Here is a 23,328-nt window from a genome sequence, read left to right on the forward strand (position 1 = left end):
CGCCTGATTGACCCCTAGACTCCTTCCACCGACTGCACGACATGTGACATCTGCAGTGCGTGTAAGACACTCTCTAGAGGTGGTTTCATGAAATCGCTCATCAAAGCTGTTGCTATTGCAGTTGTTCTCGGCGCCCCGATCGCTTCGTTTGCGCAATCGAATCAACCGGCCTCGCAAAACGCGCAGGGTACGCAAGCGCAGGTTTCCACGCAGCAGGGCGCTGCTCAAGCCGACACTAGCGGTTATGGTTCGGCCAGTCGCGGCACGTGGCAAGCAGGTCGCGGCGGTGAAACGACGGTAAGCTCGTATTCGCCGCCGATCTATAACGCGCGGTAAGGGCGTAACGAAAGCGCACAACGAAATACGCGGATCATTGCGGCGCTGTTACGCTCGTTCAAAATCTGCGAGTTGAAAATAAGAGGCCGGTCATTGGAACAAGTCCAATGACCGGCCTTTTTTCATGGCCGTCATACGGTTATGGCGTGCGCAACAAGGTCATCTCGTTGCGCAGCAGGGCATGAAGGTCTTCATCGGTGGGCCGCGTACCCCAGTGCCGCGCGCCGGCCACTGACGCAATCGCGATCCACGAATGAGGGGGAAACCATTCGCGGAGCACGGCGCCGTCCTGACGCAAACACAATTGGCCGGTTTGTTCGCTGTATTCGGCGGAGATGAGCGTGCCGTCGATTTGTGCGCTTACACGCCGTGGATCGCTGCGTTGCAAATCGTCGCTCCTAAAAAGGTGTGGCGCGAATGCCTGCGCGTGCCGGTGTCAGTGACGCTGCTCCGGCCCATGCATTAGTGGTCGCCCCGACCGTGGTCATCGCCATGGCCGTGCCAATCGCCATGGTCGCCGTCGTGCCCGTGCCCGTGCCAGTCGCCGTGCGGGCCGTCGCGATAGCCGCGCGCGTCATGCCACTCGCGCTCGTGATGGCGTTCTTCCCACTCTCGGCGTTCCCAGTAGCGGTGGCCGTCGTAATAGCGCTCGCCGTACCAGCCCGGACTCACTACGACCACTGGCGAAGGGGGCGCGTAGACAGGCGGAGGCGGCGCATAGACCGGCTCAGGCGCATAGGCCACGCCCGGAATGCCGATGTTGACCCCGACATCGACGTGCGCCAGCGCGACAGAAGATGCACCGATCCCCAGACCTGCAACGATCGCCATGGACAGCCAGCGGTTTCGTGAATTGCTCATGTTTTATTCTCGGGTTTTACGATTGAGAGTGGAGTGCGCCGTTCGGGCAGCGCTTAGTACTTAGTAATGGTCGTGATCGTGGTAGTGGTCATGGTCATGGTCGTGATAGCCGCCCTCCGGCACGACGATGCAACCGCCCAATGCACTCCCGAGGGTGACAGCCAACAGCACCAGCGCGAAAATTCGTTTCATGACGTTGCCTTCCTTTTACGTTTGATCGAACTCTACTGAGCGACTGGATTACCGGTGTGTTCGTGTGTAACAGGACGTGTCGATTCATTCGCGTGCCAGCCACGCATGTGACACGGTATGGGGACGCGTTGCAGCGCTGCGACTAGTCGGTCCGCCAGGAAGAAATCGGTGGGCAACCCGTTGAGCGCGCTATGAAAAACGTCGGGCCTTCATGCATCCGCGGTGCTCGGGCAGGTTGAAACACATGCATATGAACAACTGGAGCGAGCAGAGCGTGGCAGCTCTGCACACGTATGCTTGACGGATACATTCAGTTGCAGACTAGGGATGTGAGCGGACCTGATGTGTTGTGATTTGCACTTTCTCGATGGTCGCTGATGTGTTTCCGTCTCATACGCGTGAAGGAAATGGTCAAACGCGGCATCAGCTTTTCTTAAGGTTTGATCCGTAGCATCCTGCGTCAGTGCGCCCAGAATGCGTGTATCTTCGGTGCAAATAAGCTTTTTCCATCCAATGGCTTCACTGCCACTAACACATTCTCATGACCATGCGAACGGACCCGGCTAGTTTCTCGCGCTATGCATCAGGCTATGACGGTGTAGCCAGGTTTCTTCACTGGCTGGTGGTTTTATTGATCGCCGCGCAGTTCGTGATCGGTTGGACCATGCCGGATATTCATAAGGACACGAAGCCCGATGGTTTGATCGCGTGGCATCTCGGCGTGGGTGCAACGCTGATTGCCGCCGTGGTGGTGAGAATCGTCTGGCGTCTCACACACACGCCCGCGCCTGCATCGCTGTCACCTTTCTTCCGTGTCGTTTCACACATCACGCACGGTCTTCTTTATCTCGCGCTGGTGGCTGTGCCTTTGCTGGGATGGGCCAACGCGTCTTCGCGTGGATGGTCCGTCAAGCTGCTCGGCATATTGCCGTATCCCAGCATCTCGGCGGTCGGTTCGCCAGTGGGACATGAAATGGGCGACATTCATGGCTATCTGGCCTGGGTGTTGTTCGCGCTGATTGCACTGCATATCGTGGCGGCGCTGTTTCATCGTTTCGTGCTCAAGGATCAGACATTGCAGCGGATGCTGCCGTGATTCGTTAGTGTGCGTTAGCGGTTTGTCGTTCGCGTGTGAGCCGTGTTCCGTCCGCGGCTAGCTGGGTCCACCAATATCCTCCCCGGTGCCTGGATCGTGGCGGTTTCGACGTCATTGCATCGGCGCGCGATCGCCACTCCCGAGTGCGTGATAAGCACATAAAAAACAAGTCTTTTACGCGCGCCGCTAACACTGGTTAGATCGGAGGATCGACTGTTTGTCAGTCATTCAGGTCCAACCGCATCTCTTGCCGGTCAGCCATGAGCACACTTACCGAAGCATTCAACCCGGATTCCGCGGGGCGGCCATCCGTCGTGCGCTCGGCAGCGCCTTCTGTGCATCTTCCTCCCGCGTGGCCCGCGCCGTTGTTCCCATCGCGGCGTGACGGCCGCTCGCTCGACGTGAGCGTTCGTGCCGCGATTCACGCGGCGTTCACCGCCAACCCGTGCCTGAAAAGTTGGCCAGCGCACGCAATCGACGCGTTATGCGACGCCGGCCAATTGCGCACCTGGACCAACGGCGAGTTGATCTTCGCGCGCGACGAAGCGTGCGACGACATCCAGGTCGTCCTTTCCGGCGCGATCGAGATGAGCTGGACCAACTCGGCCGGCGTGCGTGCGGTAGCGGTGTACATGTGGCCGAACGAAGTCATTAACTTCATTCCGGTGATGGACCGGCGCGGCTCGATGCACGACCAGCGCGCGCACGGCTCGACGACGCTCTTCCACATTCCCGGCAGCGCACTATTCGAGCTGTTCGCTCGCGAGCCCGCGTTGTTGCGCAACGTGCTCGATCTGATCTGCCTGCGAAGCCGGGCGTTGCATAGCTGGATGGGCAAGACGGCGCTGGCCGGATTTCGCGCGCGTCTGGCGGATCAATTACTAGGGCTTGCCGAATGGCACGGCAAGAAAACGGAGCGGGGCGTGGAGCTGACGATCAAGCTCTCGCAGGAGGACCTCGCGGCGTTATTGGCGGCTTCCCGGCAAAGCATCAATAAGGAACTGCGTTGGCTGGTGCAGCAGGGCATCGTGGACGTGCGCTATAGCCGGATCACCGTGATCGATATGGACGCATTGCGGGAAGTTAGCGACGCCGCGTGAGAAAACTGATAACGATATAAAAAGCGCTTCTATCAAGTGTCCAAAGCGCGATAGATTCGCGGCGCTCACCCTGCCGATAATGGTTCATCGATTCAGCAGGCCGAGCCGCCCAGATGTTGATTCAAGTGGTGCGCTGACCTGTCTCGTCCTTAAACCCAGGAGTTGCATCGCATGTCGAATCTCAGTCTCGCGACGTCCAACGCATTGGACATTCATCCCGTCACCGGCCGCATCGGCGCGGAAATTCGTGGCGTGCGCCTGTCGGGCCAACTCGAATCGGCAACGGTAGAAGCGATTCGCGCCGCGCTGGTACGTCACAAGGTGATCTTTTTCCGCGGCCAGACGCATCTGCAGGATGCCGATCAGGAGGCCTTCGCCAAGCTGCTTGGTGAACCGGTCTCGCATCCCACGGTGCCGGTGGTGGACGGCAGCGACTATCTGCTCGAACTCGATTCACATCGCGGCGGCCGCGCGAATTCGTGGCATACGGACGTGACTTTCGTCGATGCATATCCGCAAGCGTCGATCCTGCGCGGTGTGACGATTCCTGAAGTGGGCGGCGACACCGTCTGGGCCAACACCGCCACCGCCTACGACGATCTGCCGCCACCGCTCAAAGCGCTCGCCGAGCAACTGTGGGCCGTGCACAGCAATGAATACGACTACGCGAGCTACGGCAACGTCGGCGAACGCGGGCGAGATGCCGAGGCGCTCAAACGCTACCGCGAAGTATTCGTGTCGACACGCTATGAGACCGAGCATCCGGTCGTGCGCGTGCATCCGGAATCCGGCGAAAAGACGCTGATTCTCGGTCATTTCGTGAAGAGCTTTGTCGGCCTCACGCCGAGCGCATCGGCGCATGTGCTGGAACTGCTGCAGGCTTACGTGACGCGTCTCGAGAACATCGTGCGCTGGCGCTGGCAGGCGGGCGACGTCGCGATCTGGGACAACCGCGCGACCCAGCACTACGCCGTCAACGACTATGGTGATACTCACCGCGTGGTGCGTCGCGTGACGCTGAAGGGTGACGTGCCGGTGAGCGTCGATGGTCGCCGCAGTCTTACACGCAGCGTCGAACCGAATCCTGCTGCGAAGGCTGCCTGAGCATCGCGGACCGCTTATGAATGCGCCCCGCGGAATTTTATCGAATTTCTGCGGGGCGCCTGCGTTTTCAGCCCAGCCCTTCAACGGGTACACGCTCCGGCGCCGTTGCTTCACGATACCCGAGCCGCGTCGAGATCGCGAGCCCCGATTCCTTGAGTAGCGCAACGTAGTGCGATTTCGTGTCGGCGCCGCAGCGCATCGTCGGAAACGAAATCGACAGGCCGGCGATCACGCGGCCAAAGCGGTCGAACACCGGCACCGCGAGACACTGCAGTCCTTCCTCCTGTTCCTCGTTGTCCTCGCCGTAGCCTTGCTCCCGAACGCGCGGCAGGATGCTCAACACGGCGTCGGCACAGGCGAGCGACTTTTGCGTCGACTTGCGAAATTCCACATGCGAGAGGACTTCGCGCGCTTGGGTCGGGTCCATCCACGCGAGCAGCACTTTGCCGATCGCCGTGCTGTGCAGGGGATTGCGGCGGCCAATGCGCGACTGCATGCGCAGCCCGTAATCGGCGTCGATCTTATGGATATAGATGATGGCGTCTTCGTCGAACGCGCCGAGGTGGACCGCCTCACGCGTCACCTGTCCGATGCGGCGCATCTCGACGTCTGCCTCGCGCACCAGATCGACGCTTTCCAGCGCCTTCGCGCCGAGTTCGAACAGGCGGATCGTCAAGCGGTAGCGCTCGGTTTCGATTTCCTGCGTTACGTAGCCGAGCGCTTTCAGTGTCTGGATCACGCGGTGCACGGTGGTCTTCGACATGCCGAGTCGCTGCGACAATTCGCTGATGCCGATCTGCCCGCTGTCGCCGATCGCGCCAAGAATCGCGAAGACCCTGCCGATCGACGAGGCCGATTCGCCTCGCTCGTTAGCCATGCCGCCCGCGCTATCCGCATCCTGCATGTTTGCGTCGTCATCGTCTTTGCGCTGCTTGCCCATTGCTGCCATGTCCGTGATTCCCTGTTGATGCCAAACCGATCAAAGTCCGCTCACTGCCGGATGCCGATCGCCTTCAGTGCCGAGAGCATACCGCGTCGCGCGAGCCGCGTGACCTCTGCAGCCATCACGCTAGCGCGCGAGCCAGCCGCCGTCCACTGCAAGCGTATGACCGTGCACATAGTCCGACGCGGACGACGCGAGGAACACGACCGGTCCCGCGAGATCCGCCGGCGTGCCCCAGCGGCCCGCTGGAATACGTCCGACGATTTCATCGTGACGCTGCGCGTCGCTGCGCAGCGCCGCCGTGTTCGCGGTGGCCATATAGCCCGGCGCGATTGCGTTCACGTTGATGCCCTGCGCGGCCCACTCGTTCGTGAGCAGCCGCGTGAGACCGAGCACGCCGCTTTTCGACGCCGTGTACGACGCCACGCGGATGCCGCCCTGGAACGACAGCATCGACGCGACGTTGATGATCTTGCCGCCGCTTGCCTGCTTCACGAACTGCCGCGCCACGGCCTGCGAAAGAAAGAAGAGGCTCTTCAGGTTGACGTCCATGACGGCGTCCCAGTCGTCTTCGCTGAAGTCGAGCGCGTCCTCGCGGCGGATGATGCCCGCGTTGTTCACAAGCACGTCGACGCGGCCGAACGCTTCGACTGCGGCGCGCACGATGTCGTCAACCGGAGCGATCGAGGCGAGGTCGGCGCGCACATCCGCGAAGCGGCGTCCCGTCGCTGCGACGTGGGCGGCCGTATCGCCGGCGTCCGCGCGGCTCACGCCGACGATGTCGCAGCCAGCCGTGGCGAGCGCGATGGCCATGCCGGCACCGAGGCCCGCATTGCTGCCGGTGACGATGGCGACCTTACCGGTCAGATCGAAGCTGTTCACTATGCGTAGGTCCTCGATGCCGTTGAGGTATCTGCTATCCAGAATGGAAACATGCGTGCCGTCAGCGCAGATCGCGCACCGCAATGTGATCCATGTCGCTGAACACCTGGTTCTCGCCGACCATGCCCCAGATGAACGTGTACGCACGCGTGCCGACGCCCGAGTGAATCGACCAGCTCGGCGAGATCACGGCCTGCTCGTTATGCACAAGGATGTGCCGCGTTTGGTTCGGTTCGCCCATCATGTGGAAGACGGCTGCGTCGTCGGCGACGTTGAAATAGAAGTACACCTCCATGCGACGCTCGTGCGTGTGGCAGGGCATCGTGTTCCAGAGGTTGCCCGGCTCGAGCTTGGTCATGCCCATCGAGAGCTGGCAGGTGGGCAGCACCTCGGGAACGATGAACTTGTAGATGGTGCGGCGATTGCTCGTGGCGGGGTCGCCGAGCGTTTCGGGCGACGCTTGTGCGAGCGAGATCGTGCGGATGGGATGCGACTCGTGCGCGGGCGCGCAGTTCAGGTAGAACTTCGCGGGCCGCGCCGCATCGTCGCTGCCGAACGCGACGGCCTGCTTACCCTTGCCGATGTAGATCGCCTCTTCGTTGCGCACCGTATAGCGCGTGCCGTCCACGTCGACCCAGCCATCGCCGCCGATATTGATCGCGCCGAGCTCGCGGCGCTCCAGCAGGTAGCCGACGCCAATTGCCTTGCCGAGCGAACCAGGCACCTCGACCGCGCGCGTAGCCGGCCACACGCCGCCCACGATGATGCGATCGATATGGCTGTACGTGAGCCGCAGCGCGTCGCGTTCGAATACGTCTTCGATGAGGAACTGCTTGCGCAGCCCGGCGGTATCCAGCGTCTTCGCGTGCTCGCTATTGATGCTCTGTCGCACTTCCATTGCTCTTGTCTCCGATCGGATGGGGTGTCTAGCCGAGCCGTTTTACGACGGCGTTCTGTTATCGACTGTAGCGCAGAATTCTAAATATGGAACGGCGGTCCGAAAATATTGCACTGCCACATCAAGCGTGGCAAGCCTTCTGAATGACACGCGGGTAAACGATGATCAGGAAGTCTATCAAAAACGGAACGTTGTTCCTATCGCGGTGCTATATTGCGCCGAAAGGGGAGACGCCCGGCGCAAGAACGGGACATTAATCGGGTAATCCACCCGGCAACTGGACGCAAAGTCCATGGAGGAGGCATGAAGCTCAAGAAGGCCATCGACCGCATTCCAGGCGGCCTGATGCTGGTGCCGCTGCTGCTCGGCGCCTGTGTCCACACGTTTGCGCCGGGAGGAGGGAAGTACCTCGGGTCGTTCACCAATGGCTTGATTACCGGCACCGTGCCGATTCTGGCGGTGTGGTTCTTCTGCATGGGCGCGACGATCGACCTGCGGGCAACCGGCGTCGTGCTGCGCAAGTCGGGCACGCTGCTCGTGACCAAAATGGTGGTGGCGTGGATTGCGACGATCGTTGCTTCGCACTTCATTCCGATCGACGGCGTCAAGGCGGGCTTGTTCGCGGGCCTCTCGGTGCTCGCGATCACGACGTCGATGGACATGACCAACGGCGGTCTCTACGCAGCCGTGATGCAGCAGTACGGCAGCAAGGAAGAGGCGGGCGCGTTCGTCCTGATGTCGATCGAATCGGGACCGCTCGTCAGCATGATCATTCTCGGCGCGACGGGTGTCGCGTTTTTCGAACCGAGGCTGTTCGTCGGCGCGGTGCTGCCGTTCCTGATCGGCTTCGCGTTGGGTAACCTGGACAGCGAGCTGCGCGAGTTCTTCGGCCGCTGCGTGCATCCGCTGATTCCGTTTTTCGGGTTCGCGCTCGGTAACGGTATCGACCTGAATGTGATCGTCACGAGCGGCTTGCCAGGCATCGTGCTGGGCCTCGGGGTGATCGTCGTGACGGGCATTCCGCTGATCCTCGCGGACCGCTGGATCGCGGGCGGCAATGGGGCGGCGGGGTTGGCGGCTTCGTCGACAGCGGGGGCCGCGGTGGCGAATCCGGCGATCATCGGCGAGATGATTCCGCGCTTCAAGCCGCTGGTGCCGGCGGCGACGGCGATGGTCGCGACGGCGTGTCTCGTGACCGCGATTCTGGTGCCGATTCTGACCGCACTATGGGTGCGCCGGCATCATGCACGCGATGCGCTGCGTGAGGAGTTTGCGGCAGCGACCACGCCGCCGCAGCCACTCAATGAGCGGGACGTGCACGTTTGAAGGAGTAGGGCGGGCGGCTGGTTTGCGCCCGAACGCGACGAAGTACAGCGAGTCACATGACGTGGAGGCGGGGCTTCACCGCCCCAGCTTCCTCTCCAGCATCGCCTTAACCTCCGCCCACTCTTCATCGATGATGCTAAAGCGCACCGAATTGCGCTTGCGTCCATCCGGCATGATCCGCTCGTGCCGGACAATCCCTTCCTGTTTCGCGCCGATCCGCAGAATCGCCGCTCTTGATTTTTCGTTGAGCTCGTCGGTCGTGAACTGCACGCGCACGCACTGCATTGCTTCGAACGCATGACTCAGCAGTAGGTACTTCGCCTCCGTGTTCACCGGTGAGCGCTGCACCGATTCTCCCAGCCACGTGTGGCCGATTTCCAGCTTCCGGTTCACCCGGTCGATTTTCCAGAACCGCGTGCTGCCGACAATCGCCGCAGTATCGCGCCTCACGATCACAAACGGCATTACGGTGCCGGCCGCACGCCCATCGAGCGCGGTTGCCATATAGCTGCCGACGGTTTCAGGACCGGGCACGACAGTCAGCTTCATATTCCACAATTGCCCATCCGCTGCGGCGTCCAGCAGCGCCTGGGCGTGTTCCGGCAGAAGTGGCCTGAGTTCGACGGCCTGTCCGATCAGTATGGGTTGCATGACGTGAGGAATGTGAGGAACGTGAGCGAGAAGTTGCAATAAACAAAAAAGTCCGCGAACGAGCGCTCGCGGACCTGGCACAGCAATCAATCAGGCGGGCGAAGTCAGAAACCTCGCCCTGAACCGAAAACCTGACGACGGTCTTCGGCGTCTTAAGCCGCAGTCACCGAAACCGACTTGGTAACCAGATAGGCTTCCATCGCTTCCGGGCCGCCTTCAGAGCCGTAGCCCGAATCCTTCACGCCGCCAAACGGCATTTCCGGCCAGGGCGTAGCAGGCTGGTTGATCCACAGCATGCCGACTTCCATCTGTTGCGACAGCAGATGCACGTTGCGGAACGACTTCGTGAACGCATAACCGGCGAGGCCAAACGGCAGACGGTTCGCTTCGGCGATCGCTTCTTCGAGCGTGTCGAAACCGCGGATCGCGGCGATCGGGCCGAACGGCTCGTTGTTGAACACGTCCGAGTCGAGCGACACGTTGGTCAGCACGGTCGGCGCGAAGAAGTTGCCTTCCGAGCCCACGCGCTCACCGCCCGTCTCGACCTTCGCGCCGGTCTTGCGCGCGTCGTCGAGCACCTTGCTCATCGCGGTGAGACGGCGCGCATTGGCGAGCGGTCCGATGGTTGTGCCTTCCGCCAGACCGTCGCCGAGTTTGAGGCCTTCAGCATGCTTGACGAGCGCCGCGGCGAATTCTTCACGGATGCTGTTGTGCACCAGAAAGCGCGTCGGCGAGATGCAGACCTGCCCGGCATTGCGGAACTTCGCAGCGCCTGCGGCCTTGATGGCCAGCGCCACGTCGGCGTCTTCGGCCACGATGACAGGCGCATGACCGCCCAGCTCCATCGTCGCGCGCTTCATGTGGGAGCCCGCCAGCGCGGCCAGTTGTTTGCCGACCGGCGTCGAGCCGGTGAACGTGACCTTGCGGATCACCGGATGCGGGATCAGGTAGCTGGAAATCTCCGCCGGGTCGCCGAACACGAGGCCGACCGTACCGGCCGGCACACCGGCTTCAACGAACGCCTGCAGCAGCGCCGCCGGCGACGCCGGGGTTTCTTCCGGCGCCTTGACGAGGAACGAGCAGCCGCTCGCGAGCGCCGCGCTCAGCTTGCGCACGACCTGGTTGACCGGGAAATTCCACGGCGTGAAGGCCGCCACCGGGCCGATCGGCTCCTTGAGCACGGTTTGCTGCACTGCGAGATTGCGCGGCGGCACGACCCGGCCGTAGACGCGGCGGCCTTCGTCGGCGAACCATTCGATGATGTCCGCGGCGGACAGCATTTCGACGCGCGCCTCGGCGAACGGCTTGCCCTGTTCCTGCACCATCAGGCGGGCGATGTCGGAAGCACGTTCGCGCACGAGCGCCGCGGCCTTGCGCATGGTAGTGGCGCGTTCGTTGGCCGGAATCTTGCGCCAGGCTTCGAAACCGCGTTGTGCGGCGGCCAGCGCGCGATCCAGATCAGGGATGCTGGCGTGAGCCACCTTGCCGATGGGCTTGCCGGTGGCAGGGTTGATGACGTCGAGGGTTTTGCCGCTGGCTGCGTCGCACCATTCGCCATTGATCAGAAGACGGGTGTCGGTATAGCTCGAGGTGGCCATGCTGGGTTCCTGTAAGTGGGGAGAACGATAGGTCGCGCGGCCGTGATGCATTGGGCTGACGCTGCGCGGCCAAGGATGGACTGCCGATAGCAGTCATCTTATCTGATTGCGCGCAATCGCATCGGCGCAGAGCCCACGGGCGACGGGCGGCACGGGCTTTGCTACTCCGATTGCCGCGGTGGACAAACGGGTAGCTGAGGGTTACGTGAGCGGCGCCGCGCAAACAGGCGTAAAGTCAAGCAGCAGTAGCAAGAACCGGCGCAAGCTGGTGAATGCAACCCAATCAACCAAGGTGCAAACGAGGAATCGACATGCCAACCGGTACAGTGAAGTGGTTCAATGACGCAAAGGGCTTTGGCTTTATCACACCGGACGACGGTGGCGAGGATCTGTTTGCCCATTTCTCGGAAATTCGCAGCGAAGGGTTCAAATCGCTGCAGGAAAACCAGAAGGTCAGCTTTGAAATCAAGCAGGGACCGAAGGGCAAGCAGGCGGCGGACATCAAGCCGGTGTAAAAGCAGTGACCGGTCCGCGCGCGCAGGCGGGCGGACCGGGAGTGGTTGATCGCGCACAACCGCGATTTGCTCGCGCTTCTAACGCACAACGCGAGTCGGGTTACGCGTAAGCGTTTCGCGTCTCACCCATCCCATCGAGCAATTCGTTTCGCACGCCGGCGAGCGCCGTGTCGCGCCGGTCACGCGGATGCGCTGCGGCAACGTCGATGTCGCGCACCAGCCGGGCGCCGCGCTGACCCGCCGTGTTGAGCAGCAGGACGCGATCGGACAGATACAGGGCCTCATCCAGATCATGCGTGACGATCAGCGCTGCTGTGCCGTGCGCGCGCGTCAGAGACAGCAAGAGGTCCTGCAGACGCATGCGGGTCATCGCGTCGACGGCGCTGAACGGCTCGTCGAGCAGCAACAGGTCGGGTTGGGAGAAGAGGCCGCGCGCGAGCGCCACGCGTTGCGCCATGCCGCCCGAAAGCTGCTTGGGCAACGTTGCGCCGGTGCCGGCCAGACCGACCTCATCGAGCAGTTGGCCTACACGCGGGTCCGCGCCTCGCCGTGGGCCGGCGGAAAATGCGATGTTATCGGCCACGCTCAGCCATGGCAGCAAGCGGGGCTCCTGAAAGATCACGCCGAGGCGCGGCGATGGGCCGTGTTGCGCCAGCCCGTCGAGCAAAATCTCTCCCTCGAAGTCGCGATCGAGGCCGGCCAGCACGCGCAGCAGCGTGCTCTTGCCGCAGCCGCTCGGGCCGACCAGGCTCACGATCTCTCCACGCCGGATACCGAACGTCACGCGTTCGAGCACCGCGCGCGCTTCGTAGCGCTTGCTCACGGCACGAACCTGGAGCAGCGGCGCCTGACTTGAAAGATCTGCCGCGTTCAACGCGCACCTCGCGAGGAAGATGGTTCGTCCGCGGTATCGCGCCATGACAGCACGCGCGCTTCGATCGTTTTAAGAATGCTGTCGCTGAGCTTGCCGAGCAGTGCGAGCAACAGAATTGCGCCGAACACGAGATCGGGCCGGCCAGTTTCGCGGCCATCGCTCAGCAGATAACCGAGGCCGCGAGTGGCGGCAATCAGTTCGGCGGCGACCATGAACATCCACGCGAGACTCAAGCCCGTGCGCAGTCCGGTGAAGATCTGCGGCAATGACGCGGGCAACAGGATGCGCGTGAATAGCGCCCGCGGACTCAACCGGTTGACTTCGCCGAGTTCGATCAGTTTTCTGTCGACGCCACGAATGCCCGCCACGACGCTCAACTGCACCGGAAAAAATGCGCCGATGGCAACGAGCGTGATTTTCGGCGCTTCGTCGATGCCCATCCACAGCAGCAGAATCGGCACCCAGGCGAGCGACGGAATCGCGCGCAGGGCCTGAAACGCAGGGTCGAGAAGGGCGTCGAGGCGGCGGCTCAAACCCATTGCGCCACCGAACAGAAGGGCGAGTGCGGAGCCGATGCCGAAACCCGCGAGTACGCGCATCGAGCTGGCGCCGATGTGGCGGGCCAGACGCTCGCCGCCCAGTTGCCACAGCGTTTCAGCAATCGTGCTCGGCGCCGGCACGAGGTGCGCCGGCAACACCGACGCACGCACCAGCACTTCGATCGCGGCAAGAAAGGCAAGCGGCAGGATTAATCCGGCAATGCGCCAGCGCTTGAGCGGATCGCGCGGTCGCGGCGCGACCCGCGTTGCATCGGCGGCTTGCGGCGCGCGATGCCTCGCGTGTTCATCCGTTGTGTGCGATCGGTGCTGAAGTCCGAGCGATTCGTCGGTAGCCATGGGAGTCGGTCGGAGGGTCCTCGGGAGCAATGGGCGCACCGGCTCACTGGTTGCTGTTCGCGGCGATAACAGGCTGCGCCGTCTTCACGTCGATCAAGGCGTCGATGACCTGATTCAGATCCGTGCCCGGCTTCACCAGTTGCTCCTGCGTGAGAATCGGCGCGGCCGCTTTGAGCGCGGCAAGTTGCTGAGTGCCCGGCTGCGGATGGCTGAAATCGTCGCGGCTCAGTTGCAGTCTGGCGACCGGCAGCGACAGCTTCGATTCTTCCGAGATGATCTTCGCGGTTTCGTCCGGATGCGCGGCGATCCACAGGCGCGCTTTCTCGTACACCTTGAGCACCTGCGCGAGCGTCTCGGGATGATCGCGAATGAAATCCTCGCGGGCGTCGAGCAAGCCCCACGTATTGAAGTCGACGTTGCGATACAGCAGCTTCGCGCCGTCGTCGATCTGTGCGGCGGCCATGTGCGGATCGAGGCCGGCCCAGGCGTCCACCTGGCCGTTGGCGAGCGCGGTGCGCCCGTCCGGGTGCTGAAGGTTGACGATCTCCACGTCGTCGCGCGAGAGGCCCGCGGTGTGCAATGCGCGTAGTGTGAACAGGAACGGGTCCGTGCCCTTGGTGGCGGCGATCCTCTTGCCCTTCAGGTCCGCGAGGGTTTTGATCGGCGAGTCCTTGCGCACCACGAGCGCGGTCCATTCAGGGCGCGAGAAAACGTACACCGCGCGAATCGGATTGCCGTTGGCTTTGGCGAGCACGGCGGCCAGGCCCGCTGTCGAGCCAATGTCGATTGCACCGCTGTTCAGATATTCGAGTGCGCGATTGCTGCCGAGGCTAAGCACCCATTTGACCTCGGTGTGCTGCGGCGCGAGTTCCTGCTCGAGCCAGCCGTTGCGCTTGATGACGAGGCTTTCCGGTGAATAGTAAGCGTAGTCGAGTTTCAGTTCGGCCGGCGGCGCGGCGCGTGCGATACCCGGTGCAAGGAGGGCGAGCGTGGCCGTCGCCGCGATCAGCAACGCGCTCAGGCCGGCTTGCAGACGTCGCGCATGCCGCGGGTGTAAGGAAATCGAAGAAAGCGAAAAGCGCGCCGTGCCCCGCGGGATTTTCATTGACTGGTCCTGTGATGGTCGTTTAGTTGTGACCGATCAATGTAGTCAATGCGCATGCCGAACTGAACGAATAAAAACTCACAATCAAAGCAGGTTGGACGCTATGGCGGACGTGGCCAGGCGGGCCGGGAGTATTTTCCTTAAGGTTTCCTTCAGCTTTGCTCCGTAGTATCTCCGCGACCACCCGTATCCCCGCGGGCAATAGTTCCGATAGTTTTCCGACAGAAAACTGAAAGCGCCGATCTAAGGCTTGCTGGAGCATTCATGAAAACCCTCTTCTTGCAAGCGCCGTCGTATGACGGCTTCGATGGTGGCGCGGGATCGCGCTACCAGGCCAAGCGTGAAGTACGCTCGTTCTGGTATCCGACGTGGCTCGCGCAGCCCGCCGCGCTCGTGCCCGATAGCCGCGTACTCGATGCCCCCGCCGACGGCTTGTCCTTCGAAGCGTCGCTCGACATAGCACAGCAATATGACCTGGTGGTGATCCACACCAGCACACCGTCTTTCCCCACCGACGCACTGTTCGCCGAAGACCTGAAGAAGCGCAAGCCTTCGGTGCTGATCGGGATGGTCGGCGCGAAGGTCGCGGTCGATCCGCACAATTCGCTGACCGCGAGCGAGGCGATCGATTTCGTCTGCCGTGAAGAATTTGACTTCACCTGCCAGGAAGTTGCCGAAGGCAAGCCGTTCGCCGGCATCAAAGGTCTGAGCTATCGCGCGGCCGACGGTTCGATCGAGCACAACGAAGCGCGCCCTATCCTGGAGAACATGGACGAGTTGCCGTTCGTGGCGCCCGTCTACAAGCGCGATCTGAAGATCGACAACTATTTCATCGGCTATCTGAAGCACCCGTACGTGTCGATTTACACGGGCCGCGGCTGCCGTTCGAAATGCACGTTCTGCCTGTGGCCGCAAACGGTGGGCGGGCATCGCTACCGCACGCGTTCGACCGAGAACGTGCTCGAAGAAGTGAAGTGGATTCGCGACAACATGCCTGAAGTCAAGGAGATCATGTTCGACGACGACACCTTCACCGACTTCAAGCCGCGCGTCGAGGAGATCGCCCGCGGTCTCGGCAAACTGGGTGTGACGTGGTCGTGCAATGCGAAGGCGAACGTGCCGTACGCGACGTTGAAGATCATGAAGGAAAACGGCCTGCGCCTGCTGCTGGTGGGCTATGAATCGGGCGACGACCAGATTCTCCTGAACATCAAGAAGGGTCTGCGCACCGACATTGCGCGCCGCTTCAGCGAAGATTGCCGCAAGCTCGGCATCAAGATTCACGGCACCTTTATTCTCGGCCTGCCTGGCGAGACGCAGGACACGATCCAGAAGACCATCGAGTACGCGAAGGAAATCAATCCGCATACGATTCAGGTGTCGCTCGCGGCTCCCTATCCCGGCACGACGCTCTACAACCAGGCGGTCGAAAACGGCTGGCTGGAAGAGAACAAGGTCATCAACCTCGTCAGCAAGTCGGGCGTGCAGCTCGCGGCGATCGGCTATCCGCATCTGTCGCGTGACGAGATTTACCACCAGCTCGAAAACTTCTATAAGCGCTTCTATTTCCGTCCGTCGAAGATCTGGGAAATTCTGCGCGAGATGCTCACGAGCTGGGACATGATGAAACGGCGCCTGCGTGAAGGCGTCGAATTCTTCCGCTTCCTGCGCGCCCACGAGGCGTGAACGCCGTGCATCTGCTCGCCGTCACGCTGGCCTATGCGTGTGCGGCGGGGGCGGTTTTCGGCATCGCCTACACGGTGTTGGCGGGCGCCCTGATCGGCCGGTTCTTCGCGCGAGCGGTGTCCGAGCCGACCAGCTTTCCGCCGGTCACGATCGTCAAGCCGCTGCACGGCGACGAGTGGGCGTTACTCACCAATCTATCGAGCTTCTGTCAGCAGGACTATCCGGGCCCGGTGCAATTCCTGTTCGGCGTGCACGATTCGGCCGACCCCGCATTGCAGGCCGTCGACGATCTGCGGCGGCTGCATCCGGAAGCGGACATCACCGTGGTCGCCGACGCACGTCTGTACGGCCCGAACCGCAAGATCAGCAACATCCTCAACATGCTGCCGCAGGCCCGGCACGACGTGCTGGTATTCGCCGACAGCGACGTGAGCGTCGGGCCGGATTATCTGCGCAATGTAGTCGGCGAATTGCAGAAGCCTGGCGTCGGTCTCGTCACCTGCGTGTATCGCGGCGCGCCCGATCCCGGGTTCTGGCCGAGATTGTCGGCCAAGGCGACCAACTATCAGTTCCTGCCCGGCGTGGTGACGGGGCTTGCGCTCGGTCTCGCGCGCCCCTGCTTTGGACAGAGCATCGCGATGCGGCGCGATACGCTGGAAAAAATTGGTGGCTTCACGCCATTCGTGCAGCACCTGGCCGAGGATCATGCGATTGGCGAGGCCGTGCGCATGATCGGCGAGAAAGTGGTGATTCCGCCGTTCACGATATCGCATGCCTGCGTTGAAAACAGCGCGACGAAATTGATCGCGCATGAACTGCGCTGGAGCCGCACGATCCGCAGCATCGATCCGCTCGGCCACCTCGGCTCGGTGCTGATTTTCCCGCTAGCCTTTGCGCTGCTCGCCACCGCGTTCTCGGATGGCGCATGGTGGGCGTGGTCGCTGGCGCTGGTCGCCGTCTGCGTCCGACTCGTATTGAAACTGGTGTCCGATCGTGCGCTGCAGCAGGCGCATCGCGACCTGTGGCTGTTGCCGTTATGGGATATCGTATCGTTTTCGATTTTCGTGGCGAGCTTCTGGTCCTCGCGCGTGATCTGGCGCGGTTTCAGTTTCAAAGTGGATGGCGACGGCCTGCTGTCGGCGGCGCAGGACGGAATGACGGATGAACAGCAGGCTGGGTAAGCAATGATGCGCGGGTATCCGGAAGGGCGTAATGAGGACGATGCAGCGTGCCTGAAGCACGTGCAAAGGGTGGCCGCATGATGAAGCATCTCGGCCGCTTCGCCGCGCTTGCCGGCTTGCTGGTGTCGCTGTGGCTGGTCTGGCAGGACAATCCCGGCGCCGTGCTTGGCGCACTGCGCGCGGCGGGAGCCGGCCTCGTTCTCGCGGCGCTCGCGCACGTGCTGCCGATGATCGCCAATGCCTGCGACTGGCGCTCGCTGATTCGCGGCGCGAACCGGCCCAGTATTGCCAATATGCTGCATCTGGTCTGGGTGCGCGAATCCGTCAATTGCATGTTGCCGGTGGCGCGTATCGGCGGCGAGGTGGTGTCGTTCCGGATGCTCAAGCGTTGGGGCGTACGGCCCTCTACGGCGGTCGGCAGCATCATCGTCGATATGCAGCTCACGGTGATCAGCCAGTTGCTGTTCACCATGGTCGGCATCGGTTTTCTGTTCGCGCATGCGCAGTCCGACACGCTGCGGCTCGCCGGGCAACTGGCGTGGGGCGTGGTGGTGCTCACGCCGCTGCTGGTGCTGTTCGCACTCGTGCAGCATGCCAGCCCGTTCGAGCGCATCACGCGCGTGCTCAATCGTATGACAAGCGGCAAGCTCGCCGCGCTCGTCGGACAATCCGCTCAGATCGACCAGGCCATCAAGCTGATCTGGCGCCGGCGCGGCGTGGTGCTGCGCTATCTGTTCTTCTGGCAACCGCTGCAATGCTTCCTGACCTCGCTCGAAATCTGGCTCGCGCTGTACTTTCTCGGCGTGCACGTCACGCTGGTCGAGGCGGTGGTGATCGAATCGTTGATCCAGGCGATCAGCAGTGCGGCGTTCTTTGTGCCCGGCGGTCTGGGCGTGCAGGAGGGCGGTTTCATTCTGATCGGCGGCGCGTTCGGCCTCGATCCTTCCATCTGCCTTGCGCTTGCCGGCGCGCGGCGCATTCGCGATCTGCTGATCTTCGTACCCGGACTCATTGCGTGGCAATTTGCCGAGTCGGCCAATCGCGAGCCGAAGCGGGCGGAATCCGCGGGGCGGGCGGTCGTGGGCGAAGCCAGCCAGCGTTAGTACACCACCGTCATTACTCCACGCCCGCATAAGCAGGAAACGACACTTCCACGGCGAGGCCGTGCTCGCCGACCCCTGCGCCGAGATGCAGGCTCGCACCGAAATGCTCCGCGATTCGCGCGACGATCGAGAGGCCAAGTCCGCTGCCAGTGGCCTGATTGCCGGTGGCGCGGAAAAACCGGTTCGTGAGGCGTGCGAGATCGCTGGGCGCGACACCAGGGCCGTCGTCGCGCACGGTGAGCTGCACCCGGCCGGCGTCATACCGCACGGCGACTTCGATGCTGCCGCCGGTGCGTCCATACTTGATCGCGTTATCGAGCAGATTGTCGAGCAGGATGCCCATCAAGACGGGCTCCGCATTGATCTCGGCGCGCATGTCGCCGGTGAGCGTTACGCGAATGTCCTTTTGCTGCGCATTGGGCTCGTTGGCGAGCAGTGCGTCTTTCGCCACGGCCGCGGGCCTGAGTGGCGACGTGGCGAGCGTTTCGTGCGCATCCAGGCGCGCAAGCAGCAGCAACTGCTCCGCGAGCCGCGCGCTGCGATCGACGCCTTGCACCACGCGTTCCATCGCCACCCGCTGCAGCGCCGTGTCCGGTTCGGCCAGTGCGACTTGCGCCTGCACCTTGATGGCAGCAAGCGGCGTTTTCAGTTCATGCGCCGCGTCGGCGGTAAACGCGCGCTCGCGTTCGATAGAGTGCCGCAAGCGCGATAGCACCAGATTGATTGCGTCGACGAGCGGGCGCACCTCGGTCGGCGCGCGGCCAATATCGACAGGTTCCAGCCGGTTGATATCGCGCGCGCGAATGGCGCCGGAGAGGACCTTGAGCGGCACCAGGCTCCAGCCGATGCTGAACCACACCAGCAGCGCCAGCACCGGCAGCGCGATCAGCGTAGGGCGGGCGATCCGGCTCGCGACGCCGCTCACCAGATCGCTACGGGTATTGGCCGGTTCGAACACGCGCACCGTGTGGCCGAGCGCAGTATCGCGCAAGGTGAACGTGTGCCACATCTGGCCACCCAGCGTCATGTTTTGCGCGCCGCTTGCGGGCGGCACAGGCAAATCCCAGGCTTGCAGCACGCGCAATTGCGGGCTGCCCGCCAGCACGTCGCCGTTCGCGCTGCGCACCTGAAATAGCGCGTCGCGCGGCAAGGAATCGTCGTCGTCGCTATTGTTCGCGCCGGGTTCGCCGCCTTTTTCTTCTTCGCGCACGTCGATGCGCGCATTGGCCAGCGTGGTCAGATTGCGCTCGTCGAGCAGCGCGAGGATTTGCGCGAGTTCCGCAAGACGTGCTTCTTCCCATTCGCCGACTTCGCGCGTGGCCTGACGATAGCTCGAGATCAGCGCGATGCCCCAGATCAGCACGATGCTGGTCAGCACCAGCATCATCAGACGGCGGCGTATCGATGCCGACATTACGCTTTCTCCACCACGTAGCCGATATTACGCACGGTTCTGATCAGCTTGGCGCCGAGCTTTTTGCGCAGGTTGGACACATGGACCTCGATCGCATTGCTCTCGATTTCTTCCTGCCATCCATACAAACTCTCTTCGAGGCGCGAGCGCGACTGGGGAATGCCCTGATTGGTCAGCAGCTGCATCAGGATGGCCCATTCGCGCGAGGTGAGGGGCACGCGCGTATTGCCGATTTCGACGGTTTGCGCGGTGGGATTGACCGTCAGATCCTGATAGCGGATCACCTCGACGCTGCGCCCCTGCGCGCGGCGCAGCAGGGCCCGGCAACGGGCGATCAGTTCGGTCAGGTCGAAGGGTTTGCCGAGGTAGTCGTCGGCGCCCGCTTCGAGGCCGCCGACGCGATCCACCACCGTGCCCTTGGCGGTTAGCACGAGCACGGGCACGTCCTTGCCGGCGTCGCGCAGCCGCTTCAGCAATTCCATACCCGACACCCTGGGCAAGCCGAGATCGAGCAGGACGAGCGCATAGGCGGTGGTGTCGAGGGCGAGACCGGCCTTGTGGCCGTCGCGAGCCCAGTCGACCGCGAAACCGGCTTGACGCAGTCCCGCTTCAATACCGCAGCCGATCAGGTCGTCGTCTTCTACGAGGAGTACGCGCATGGGGAGAGATTCCGTTTGATGTCTATTGCATAGCGGCGACGGTTTTTAAGCAAGCGCCGAGTCACACATCCGAAGTGTAGCGATCATGTTCGTTGGACGCTTTATACCTCTTTCTTCCTTAAGGTTTCCTTCAGCTTGAATCGCTACTATCGCCCCTCAGCAGGTTACTGTCGCGTGGCCGACATGGGCGCGCGAAACTACGTCATGTTGTCAGATCATCGCAACTTAATCGTAAGCACATCGATGGAATGTACGGTTGGCGCCTTTGTCGGCGCGATTTACCGGTGCATGTGCCGGCGAATCGCGTCACTGCATGATGCCGCGCGTTCCTTCAGGTCACGAGACCATGCCACCATGAAGCCAGTCACCACCGACATGCTGCGAGCCCATCTAATGGCGGCTTCGCTCACGGCCATGGTTACCGAAGTGCTCGCCTTGCTGGCACTGCTGGTTCTGCCAATTTCGCAGCAGGTTTTCAGTTCCACGGGGTTTCAGACTCTTGCTCTGGCGCTGATCGTGAGCGGCGTCATCGTGATGCGCCAATTTGCGCAGGCCGCTTTCAATCTCGCCATTCAGGGCCACTACGCCACGCCTGCCGGCCGTCCCATGTTGATTGAAGCGGACTGCCCGCGGCGCTGGTTCGTCGTTCTTCATCTACGCTTTACCGGCAAACCATTCATGCTCGCCGGGCACTGAAGGCAACAGGCGATGGCGGCGCACGCATTGACAGCATGCCAATGGATCCTGTTATCCGGCTGCGTCTCGGCCTCGCTCTATGCGATGCTGGCCGCGGTGGCGATGCCGTTCTTCGCAGTGCGCCGCGGCGCGCGCGCGAGGGCCGCTAGCGTCCCGGCTGCCGCCCGGGCTTCGGATTCCCTACCTCCTTTCACGAATGTCGGCGTCAGCGTGCTCAAGCCGCTGTGCGGCGCCGAGCCGCGTCTCTACGAAAATCTCAGAACCTTCTGCGACCAGCGCCACGGGCATTTCCAGCTCGTACTCGGGGTCTCGTCGCCGGACGATCCCGCCATCGCCGTGGTGCGCCGTTTGCAGGCCGCCTATCCGATGCACGACATCGAGCTCGCCGTCGATACGCGCGTGCACGGCAGCAATCTCAAGGTCAGCAATCTGATCAATATGGCCGAGAGGGCGCGCCATGACGTGATTGTGATCGCGGATAGCGACATCGCTGTCGAAGCCGACTATCTCGACACCGTAGCGGCGCCGCTCGCCGATCCGCGCGTGGGCGTGGTGACCTGCCTCTACGTGGCGCAAGGTGTGGGCGGTTTCTGGCCGCGGGTCGGCGCGCTCTTCATCAACGAGTGGTTCGCGCCGTCGGTGCGGGTCGCGCATGCGGCCGGCTCGCGCCGCTTCGGTTTCGGCGCGACGCTGGCCTTGCGCCGCGCGACGCTCGAGCGCATTGGCGGTTTCGACGCGCTGAAAAACTGCCTCGCGGATGACTACTGGCTTGCCGAGCACGTGCGCGCGCTCGGCCTTAGCACGGTGCTTTCGCGCGTGATGGTGGCCACCGATGTTATCGAGCCGACTTTTTCCGCCTTGTGGCAGCGTGAGACGCGTTGGCTGCGCACGATCCGCTCGGTGAACCCGCTTGGCTTTGCATTTCTGTTCATCACGTTTCCGACGCCGTGGCTCCTGGCCGGCGCGTGGCTCACCGGCAGTCTCGCGAGCGGACCATCCGGCGGCGTGCATTTGTGGGCGGCGCTGGTGAGCGGCGCCGGCACGGCGGCCGGTTTTGCCGCGCGCATGCTGCTGCATTTGCGTTCCGCGCGTCACGAACGTACTTTCTGGCACGACTTGCCGCTCGTGCCGTTGCGCGATACCTTGCTGGCATTGCAATGGCTCGCGGGCGCGTTCGGCTCGCATGTGGTGTGGCGCGGCGCACGCGTTCCCGTTGAGGCCTCCGCGTCGACGACGCGCGCGAAGGCAATGGGCGTGATGGATGTCATGGAGACTTCGGATGGTGGTTGAGCCGCGCGGCCTGATCGTTACTGCCGACGATTTCGGCCTGCATTCACGGGTAAATCTGGCGGTCGAGCAGGCGCACCGGCACGGCGTGCTGACGGCAGCGAGCCTGATGATCGGCGCGCCTGCCGCGGCCGATGCGGTGGCGCGTGCCCGCGAACTCCCGGGGCTGCGGGTCGGTCTGCATCTGGTACTGGCGGACGGCGACGCGGTCACGCCGCGCGCGGGGATTGCGGCCTTGCTCGACGAGCATGGCCGCTTTGGCGACAACATGGTGCGGGACGGGGTGCGGTTTTTCTTTTTGCCGCACGTTCGCAAACAGCTGGCGCGAGAGATTCGCGCGCAGTTCGACGCTTTTGCGCGGACGGGGTTGACGCTCGATCACGTCAACACGCACAAGCATTTTCATTTGCATCCGACGGTGCTCGAGTTGATTCTGGAGATTGGCCGCGAGTACGGGATGCGGGCGATGCGTTTGCCGTTCGAGGTTGGTGCGCCGCTGTGGTTGCGGCCGTGGATTTCATGGGTGCGGGCGCGGTTGGATCGGGCCGGAATCGTGCACAACGATTATGTGGTTGGAATTGCCAATAGTGGGCGTATGGATGAGGAGGTGTGGCTTGCTGCGCTTGCCGATTTGCCTCGTGGGGTGGGGGAGATTTATTGTCATCCGGCGTTTGCGGGGGATCGGGTTTTGAGTCATGGGATGAGGGATTATCGGCACGTCGATGAGTTGCAGGCGCTTTTGTCGCCTCGGGTTGCTGAGGCGATTCGGGGAGTGGGGGTTCGGGTTGGTGGGTTTGGAGATGTGCTCAGCAGTTGATTTTTTTGTTGCCTGCGCGGCGCTTGTTTGTCAGTGTTCTTAGGGTTTTGGCTTTTCCTTGTTCTGGCTTTGGTGCCTTTCCTTGAATTGTTAGTGGTCTATTAGCGT

The 23,328-nt window shown here is 62.5% G+C and carries 25 protein-coding genes; 12 read left to right on the plus strand and 13 right to left on the minus strand.

Annotated elements, in window-relative coordinates:
* The first annotated feature begins 87 nt into the window (after window positions 1-87).
* Window positions 88-336, plus strand: coding sequence for a hypothetical protein (locus M0D68_RS31500; RefSeq protein WP_093642961.1), 249 nt, complete (start codon window positions 88-90; stop codon window positions 334-336).
* Between the two features lie 139 nt (window positions 337-475).
* Here the strand turns inward: M0D68_RS31500 and M0D68_RS31505 are convergent, their stop codons facing one another.
* From M0D68_RS31505 to M0D68_RS31515, 3 genes are all read right to left on the minus strand, one after another.
* On the minus strand, window positions 476-724 hold the full coding sequence (locus M0D68_RS31505; protein ID WP_093642958.1) for a hypothetical protein: 249 nt from the start codon (window positions 722-724) through the stop codon (window positions 476-478).
* 74 nt (window positions 725-798) lie between these two features.
* Complete coding sequence (locus tag M0D68_RS31510; protein WP_266226324.1) at window positions 799-1,197, minus strand: hypothetical protein; 399 nt, start codon at window positions 1,195-1,197, stop codon at window positions 799-801.
* 60 nt (window positions 1,198-1,257) lie between these two features.
* Window positions 1,258-1,389: a hypothetical protein gene (locus M0D68_RS31515; protein ID WP_266226325.1), complete on the minus strand. Its 132-nt coding sequence runs from the start codon at window positions 1,387-1,389 to the stop codon at window positions 1,258-1,260.
* 541 nt (window positions 1,390-1,930) lie between these two features.
* On the opposite strand from M0D68_RS31515, the gene M0D68_RS31520 reads away from it, so the two are divergent.
* From M0D68_RS31520 to M0D68_RS31530, 3 genes are all read left to right on the plus strand, one after another.
* Complete coding sequence (locus M0D68_RS31520) at window positions 1,931-2,485, plus strand: cytochrome b (RefSeq protein ID WP_234486674.1); 555 nt, start codon at window positions 1,931-1,933, stop codon at window positions 2,483-2,485.
* A gap of 260 nt (window positions 2,486-2,745) precedes the next feature.
* Window positions 2,746-3,585 carry a Crp/Fnr family transcriptional regulator gene (locus tag M0D68_RS31525; RefSeq protein WP_266226326.1) on the plus strand — a complete coding sequence of 280 codons (840 nt, stop codon included), beginning with the start codon at window positions 2,746-2,748 and terminating at the stop codon, window positions 3,583-3,585.
* A 171-nt stretch (window positions 3,586-3,756) separates the two neighbouring features.
* Complete coding sequence (locus M0D68_RS31530; RefSeq protein WP_266226327.1) at window positions 3,757-4,689, plus strand: TauD/TfdA family dioxygenase; 933 nt, start codon at window positions 3,757-3,759, stop codon at window positions 4,687-4,689.
* 67 nt (window positions 4,690-4,756) lie between these two features.
* On the opposite strand, the gene kdgR is transcribed toward M0D68_RS31530, so the two are convergent.
* The 3 genes from kdgR to kduI form a co-directional block, all read right to left on the minus strand.
* The gene (gene kdgR, locus M0D68_RS31535) at window positions 4,757-5,638 is read right to left on the minus strand and encodes a DNA-binding transcriptional regulator KdgR (RefSeq protein ID WP_266226328.1); all 882 of its coding nucleotides are present in this window, start codon (window positions 5,636-5,638) and stop codon (window positions 4,757-4,759) included.
* Window positions 5,639-5,758: 120 nt separating this feature from the next.
* Complete coding sequence (gene kduD, locus M0D68_RS31540; RefSeq protein WP_266226329.1) at window positions 5,759-6,514, minus strand: 2-dehydro-3-deoxy-D-gluconate 5-dehydrogenase KduD; 756 nt, start codon at window positions 6,512-6,514, stop codon at window positions 5,759-5,761.
* Between the two features lie 61 nt (window positions 6,515-6,575).
* Entirely contained in the window at window positions 6,576-7,412 is an 837-nt protein-coding gene (gene kduI / locus M0D68_RS31545) for a 5-dehydro-4-deoxy-D-glucuronate isomerase (protein ID WP_266226330.1), read from the minus strand.
* Window positions 7,413-7,715: 303 nt separating this feature from the next.
* Between kduI and kdgT the strand changes: the two genes are divergently transcribed.
* On the plus strand, window positions 7,716-8,738 hold the full coding sequence (gene kdgT / locus M0D68_RS31550) for a 2-keto-3-deoxygluconate transporter (protein WP_093642943.1): 1,023 nt from the start codon (window positions 7,716-7,718) through the stop codon (window positions 8,736-8,738).
* A gap of 75 nt (window positions 8,739-8,813) precedes the next feature.
* On the opposite strand, the gene M0D68_RS31555 is transcribed toward kdgT, so the two are convergent.
* Window positions 8,814-9,389: a GNAT family N-acetyltransferase gene (locus M0D68_RS31555; RefSeq protein WP_266226331.1), complete on the minus strand. Its 576-nt coding sequence runs from the start codon at window positions 9,387-9,389 to the stop codon at window positions 8,814-8,816.
* Window positions 9,390-9,541: 152 nt separating this feature from the next.
* Window positions 9,542-10,987: an NAD-dependent succinate-semialdehyde dehydrogenase gene (locus M0D68_RS31560; protein ID WP_093642937.1), complete on the minus strand. Its 1,446-nt coding sequence runs from the start codon at window positions 10,985-10,987 to the stop codon at window positions 9,542-9,544.
* Window positions 10,988-11,298: 311 nt separating this feature from the next.
* Here M0D68_RS31560 and M0D68_RS31565 point away from each other — a divergent pair, with 311 nt between their 5' ends.
* Window positions 11,299-11,502, plus strand: a complete 204-nt coding sequence (locus M0D68_RS31565; RefSeq protein ID WP_007181784.1) for a cold-shock protein — start codon at window positions 11,299-11,301, stop codon at window positions 11,500-11,502.
* Between the two features lie 100 nt (window positions 11,503-11,602).
* On the opposite strand, the gene M0D68_RS31570 is transcribed toward M0D68_RS31565, so the two are convergent.
* From M0D68_RS31570 to M0D68_RS31580, 3 genes are read right to left on the minus strand one after another with little or no spacing between them, the layout of a single operon-like run.
* Window positions 11,603-12,421, minus strand: a complete 819-nt coding sequence (locus tag M0D68_RS31570; RefSeq protein WP_266226332.1) for an ABC transporter ATP-binding protein — start codon at window positions 12,419-12,421, stop codon at window positions 11,603-11,605.
* Window positions 12,373-13,272 carry an ABC transporter permease gene (locus tag M0D68_RS31575; protein ID WP_093642932.1) on the minus strand — a complete coding sequence of 300 codons (900 nt, stop codon included), beginning with the start codon at window positions 13,270-13,272 and terminating at the stop codon, window positions 12,373-12,375. Before M0D68_RS31575 ends, M0D68_RS31570 begins: the two co-directional genes overlap by 49 nt.
* Before the next feature lie 43 nt (window positions 13,273-13,315).
* Entirely contained in the window at window positions 13,316-14,377 is a 1,062-nt protein-coding gene (locus M0D68_RS31580) for an aliphatic sulfonate ABC transporter substrate-binding protein (protein WP_266226333.1), read from the minus strand.
* Window positions 14,378-14,641: 264 nt separating this feature from the next.
* On the opposite strand from M0D68_RS31580, the gene hpnJ reads away from it, so the two are divergent.
* The 3 genes from hpnJ (at window position 14,642) to M0D68_RS31595 (ending at window position 18,347) form a co-directional block, all read left to right on the plus strand.
* On the plus strand, window positions 14,642-16,063 hold the full coding sequence (hpnJ, locus tag M0D68_RS31585) for a hopanoid biosynthesis associated radical SAM protein HpnJ (RefSeq protein ID WP_266226335.1): 1,422 nt from the start codon (window positions 14,642-14,644) through the stop codon (window positions 16,061-16,063).
* Window positions 16,060-17,244 carry a bacteriohopanetetrol glucosamine biosynthesis glycosyltransferase HpnI gene (hpnI, locus tag M0D68_RS31590; RefSeq protein ID WP_200653148.1) on the plus strand — a complete coding sequence of 395 codons (1,185 nt, stop codon included), beginning with the start codon at window positions 16,060-16,062 and terminating at the stop codon, window positions 17,242-17,244. The genes hpnJ and hpnI (M0D68_RS31590) overlap by 4 nt, the downstream gene beginning before the upstream one ends.
* Before the next feature lie 77 nt (window positions 17,245-17,321).
* Complete coding sequence (locus tag M0D68_RS31595; protein ID WP_200619409.1) at window positions 17,322-18,347, plus strand: flippase-like domain-containing protein; 1,026 nt, start codon at window positions 17,322-17,324, stop codon at window positions 18,345-18,347.
* Window positions 18,348-18,360: 13 nt separating this feature from the next.
* On the opposite strand, the gene M0D68_RS31600 is transcribed toward M0D68_RS31595, so the two are convergent.
* Window positions 18,361-19,761, minus strand: coding sequence for an ATP-binding protein (locus M0D68_RS31600; RefSeq protein WP_093642919.1), 1,401 nt, complete (start codon window positions 19,759-19,761; stop codon window positions 18,361-18,363).
* Window positions 19,761-20,420 (minus strand): response regulator transcription factor, encoded by a 660-nt coding sequence (locus tag M0D68_RS31605; RefSeq protein WP_266226336.1) that lies wholly within the window; start codon window positions 20,418-20,420, stop codon window positions 19,761-19,763. Before M0D68_RS31605 ends, M0D68_RS31600 begins: the two co-directional genes overlap by 1 nt.
* A 135-nt stretch (window positions 20,421-20,555) precedes the next feature.
* Here M0D68_RS31605 and M0D68_RS36660 point away from each other — a divergent pair, with 135 nt between their 5' ends.
* Genes M0D68_RS36660 through hpnK form a run of 3 tightly spaced genes read left to right on the plus strand, consistent with a single transcriptional unit; the run spans window position 20,556 to window position 23,220 of the window.
* Window positions 20,556-21,116, plus strand: a complete 561-nt coding sequence (locus M0D68_RS36660; RefSeq protein ID WP_308187617.1) for a hypothetical protein — start codon at window positions 20,556-20,558, stop codon at window positions 21,114-21,116.
* Window positions 21,117-21,128: 12 nt separating this feature from the next.
* Window positions 21,129-22,406 carry a bacteriohopanetetrol glucosamine biosynthesis glycosyltransferase HpnI gene (gene hpnI, locus M0D68_RS31615; RefSeq protein WP_211707437.1) on the plus strand — a complete coding sequence of 426 codons (1,278 nt, stop codon included), beginning with the start codon at window positions 21,129-21,131 and terminating at the stop codon, window positions 22,404-22,406.
* The gene (gene hpnK, locus M0D68_RS31620) at window positions 22,396-23,220 is read left to right on the plus strand and encodes a hopanoid biosynthesis-associated protein HpnK (RefSeq protein WP_266226337.1); all 825 of its coding nucleotides are present in this window, start codon (window positions 22,396-22,398) and stop codon (window positions 23,218-23,220) included. Before hpnI (M0D68_RS31615) ends, hpnK begins: the two co-directional genes overlap by 11 nt.
* Window positions 23,221-23,328 lie beyond the last annotated feature (108 nt).

Source organism: Paraburkholderia sp. SEWSISQ10-3 4 (assembly GCF_030464785.1).
Taxonomy (GTDB): domain Bacteria; phylum Pseudomonadota; class Gammaproteobacteria; order Burkholderiales; family Burkholderiaceae; genus Paraburkholderia; species Paraburkholderia aspalathi.

What these genes read in the sequence shown, in the direction of transcription:
- M0D68_RS31500 (WP_093642961.1), top strand. Translation starts at nt 88, where the DNA reads ATGAAATCGCTCATCAAAGCTGTTGCTATTGCAGTTGTTCTCGGCGCC.
- M0D68_RS31510 (WP_266226324.1), bottom strand. Translation starts at nt 1,197, where the DNA reads ATGAGCAATTCACGAAACCGCTGGCTGTCCATGGCGATCGTTGCAGGT.
- M0D68_RS31515 (WP_266226325.1), bottom strand. Translation starts at nt 1,389, where the DNA reads ATGAAACGAATTTTCGCGCTGGTGCTGTTGGCTGTCACCCTCGGGAGT.
- M0D68_RS31520 (WP_234486674.1), top strand. Translation starts at nt 1,931, where the DNA reads ATGACCATGCGAACGGACCCGGCTAGTTTCTCGCGCTATGCATCAGGC.
- M0D68_RS31525 (WP_266226326.1), top strand. Translation starts at nt 2,746, where the DNA reads ATGAGCACACTTACCGAAGCATTCAACCCGGATTCCGCGGGGCGGCCA.
- M0D68_RS31530 (WP_266226327.1), top strand. Translation starts at nt 3,757, where the DNA reads ATGTCGAATCTCAGTCTCGCGACGTCCAACGCATTGGACATTCATCCC.
- kdgR (WP_266226328.1), bottom strand. Translation starts at nt 5,638, where the DNA reads ATGGCAGCAATGGGCAAGCAGCGCAAAGACGATGACGACGCAAACATG.
- kduI (WP_266226330.1), bottom strand. Translation starts at nt 7,412, where the DNA reads ATGGAAGTGCGACAGAGCATCAATAGCGAGCACGCGAAGACGCTGGAT.
- kdgT (WP_093642943.1), top strand. Translation starts at nt 7,716, where the DNA reads ATGAAGCTCAAGAAGGCCATCGACCGCATTCCAGGCGGCCTGATGCTG.
- M0D68_RS31555 (WP_266226331.1), bottom strand. Translation starts at nt 9,389, where the DNA reads ATGCAACCCATACTGATCGGACAGGCCGTCGAACTCAGGCCACTTCTG.
- M0D68_RS31560 (WP_093642937.1), bottom strand. Translation starts at nt 10,987, where the DNA reads ATGGCCACCTCGAGCTATACCGACACCCGTCTTCTGATCAATGGCGAA.
- M0D68_RS31565 (WP_007181784.1), top strand. Translation starts at nt 11,299, where the DNA reads ATGCCAACCGGTACAGTGAAGTGGTTCAATGACGCAAAGGGCTTTGGC.
- M0D68_RS31570 (WP_266226332.1), bottom strand. Translation starts at nt 12,421, where the DNA reads ATGGCGCGATACCGCGGACGAACCATCTTCCTCGCGAGGTGCGCGTTG.
- M0D68_RS31575 (WP_093642932.1), bottom strand. Translation starts at nt 13,272, where the DNA reads ATGGCTACCGACGAATCGCTCGGACTTCAGCACCGATCGCACACAACG.
- M0D68_RS31580 (WP_266226333.1), bottom strand. Translation starts at nt 14,377, where the DNA reads ATGAAAATCCCGCGGGGCACGGCGCGCTTTTCGCTTTCTTCGATTTCC.
- hpnJ (WP_266226335.1), top strand. Translation starts at nt 14,642, where the DNA reads ATGAAAACCCTCTTCTTGCAAGCGCCGTCGTATGACGGCTTCGATGGT.
- M0D68_RS31595 (WP_200619409.1), top strand. Translation starts at nt 17,322, where the DNA reads ATGATGAAGCATCTCGGCCGCTTCGCCGCGCTTGCCGGCTTGCTGGTG.
- M0D68_RS31600 (WP_093642919.1), bottom strand. Translation starts at nt 19,761, where the DNA reads ATGTCGGCATCGATACGCCGCCGTCTGATGATGCTGGTGCTGACCAGC.
- M0D68_RS31605 (WP_266226336.1), bottom strand. Translation starts at nt 20,420, where the DNA reads ATGCGCGTACTCCTCGTAGAAGACGACGACCTGATCGGCTGCGGTATT.
- hpnI (WP_211707437.1), top strand. Translation starts at nt 21,129, where the DNA reads ATGGCGGCGCACGCATTGACAGCATGCCAATGGATCCTGTTATCCGGC.
- hpnK (WP_266226337.1), top strand. Translation starts at nt 22,396, where the DNA reads ATGGTGGTTGAGCCGCGCGGCCTGATCGTTACTGCCGACGATTTCGGC.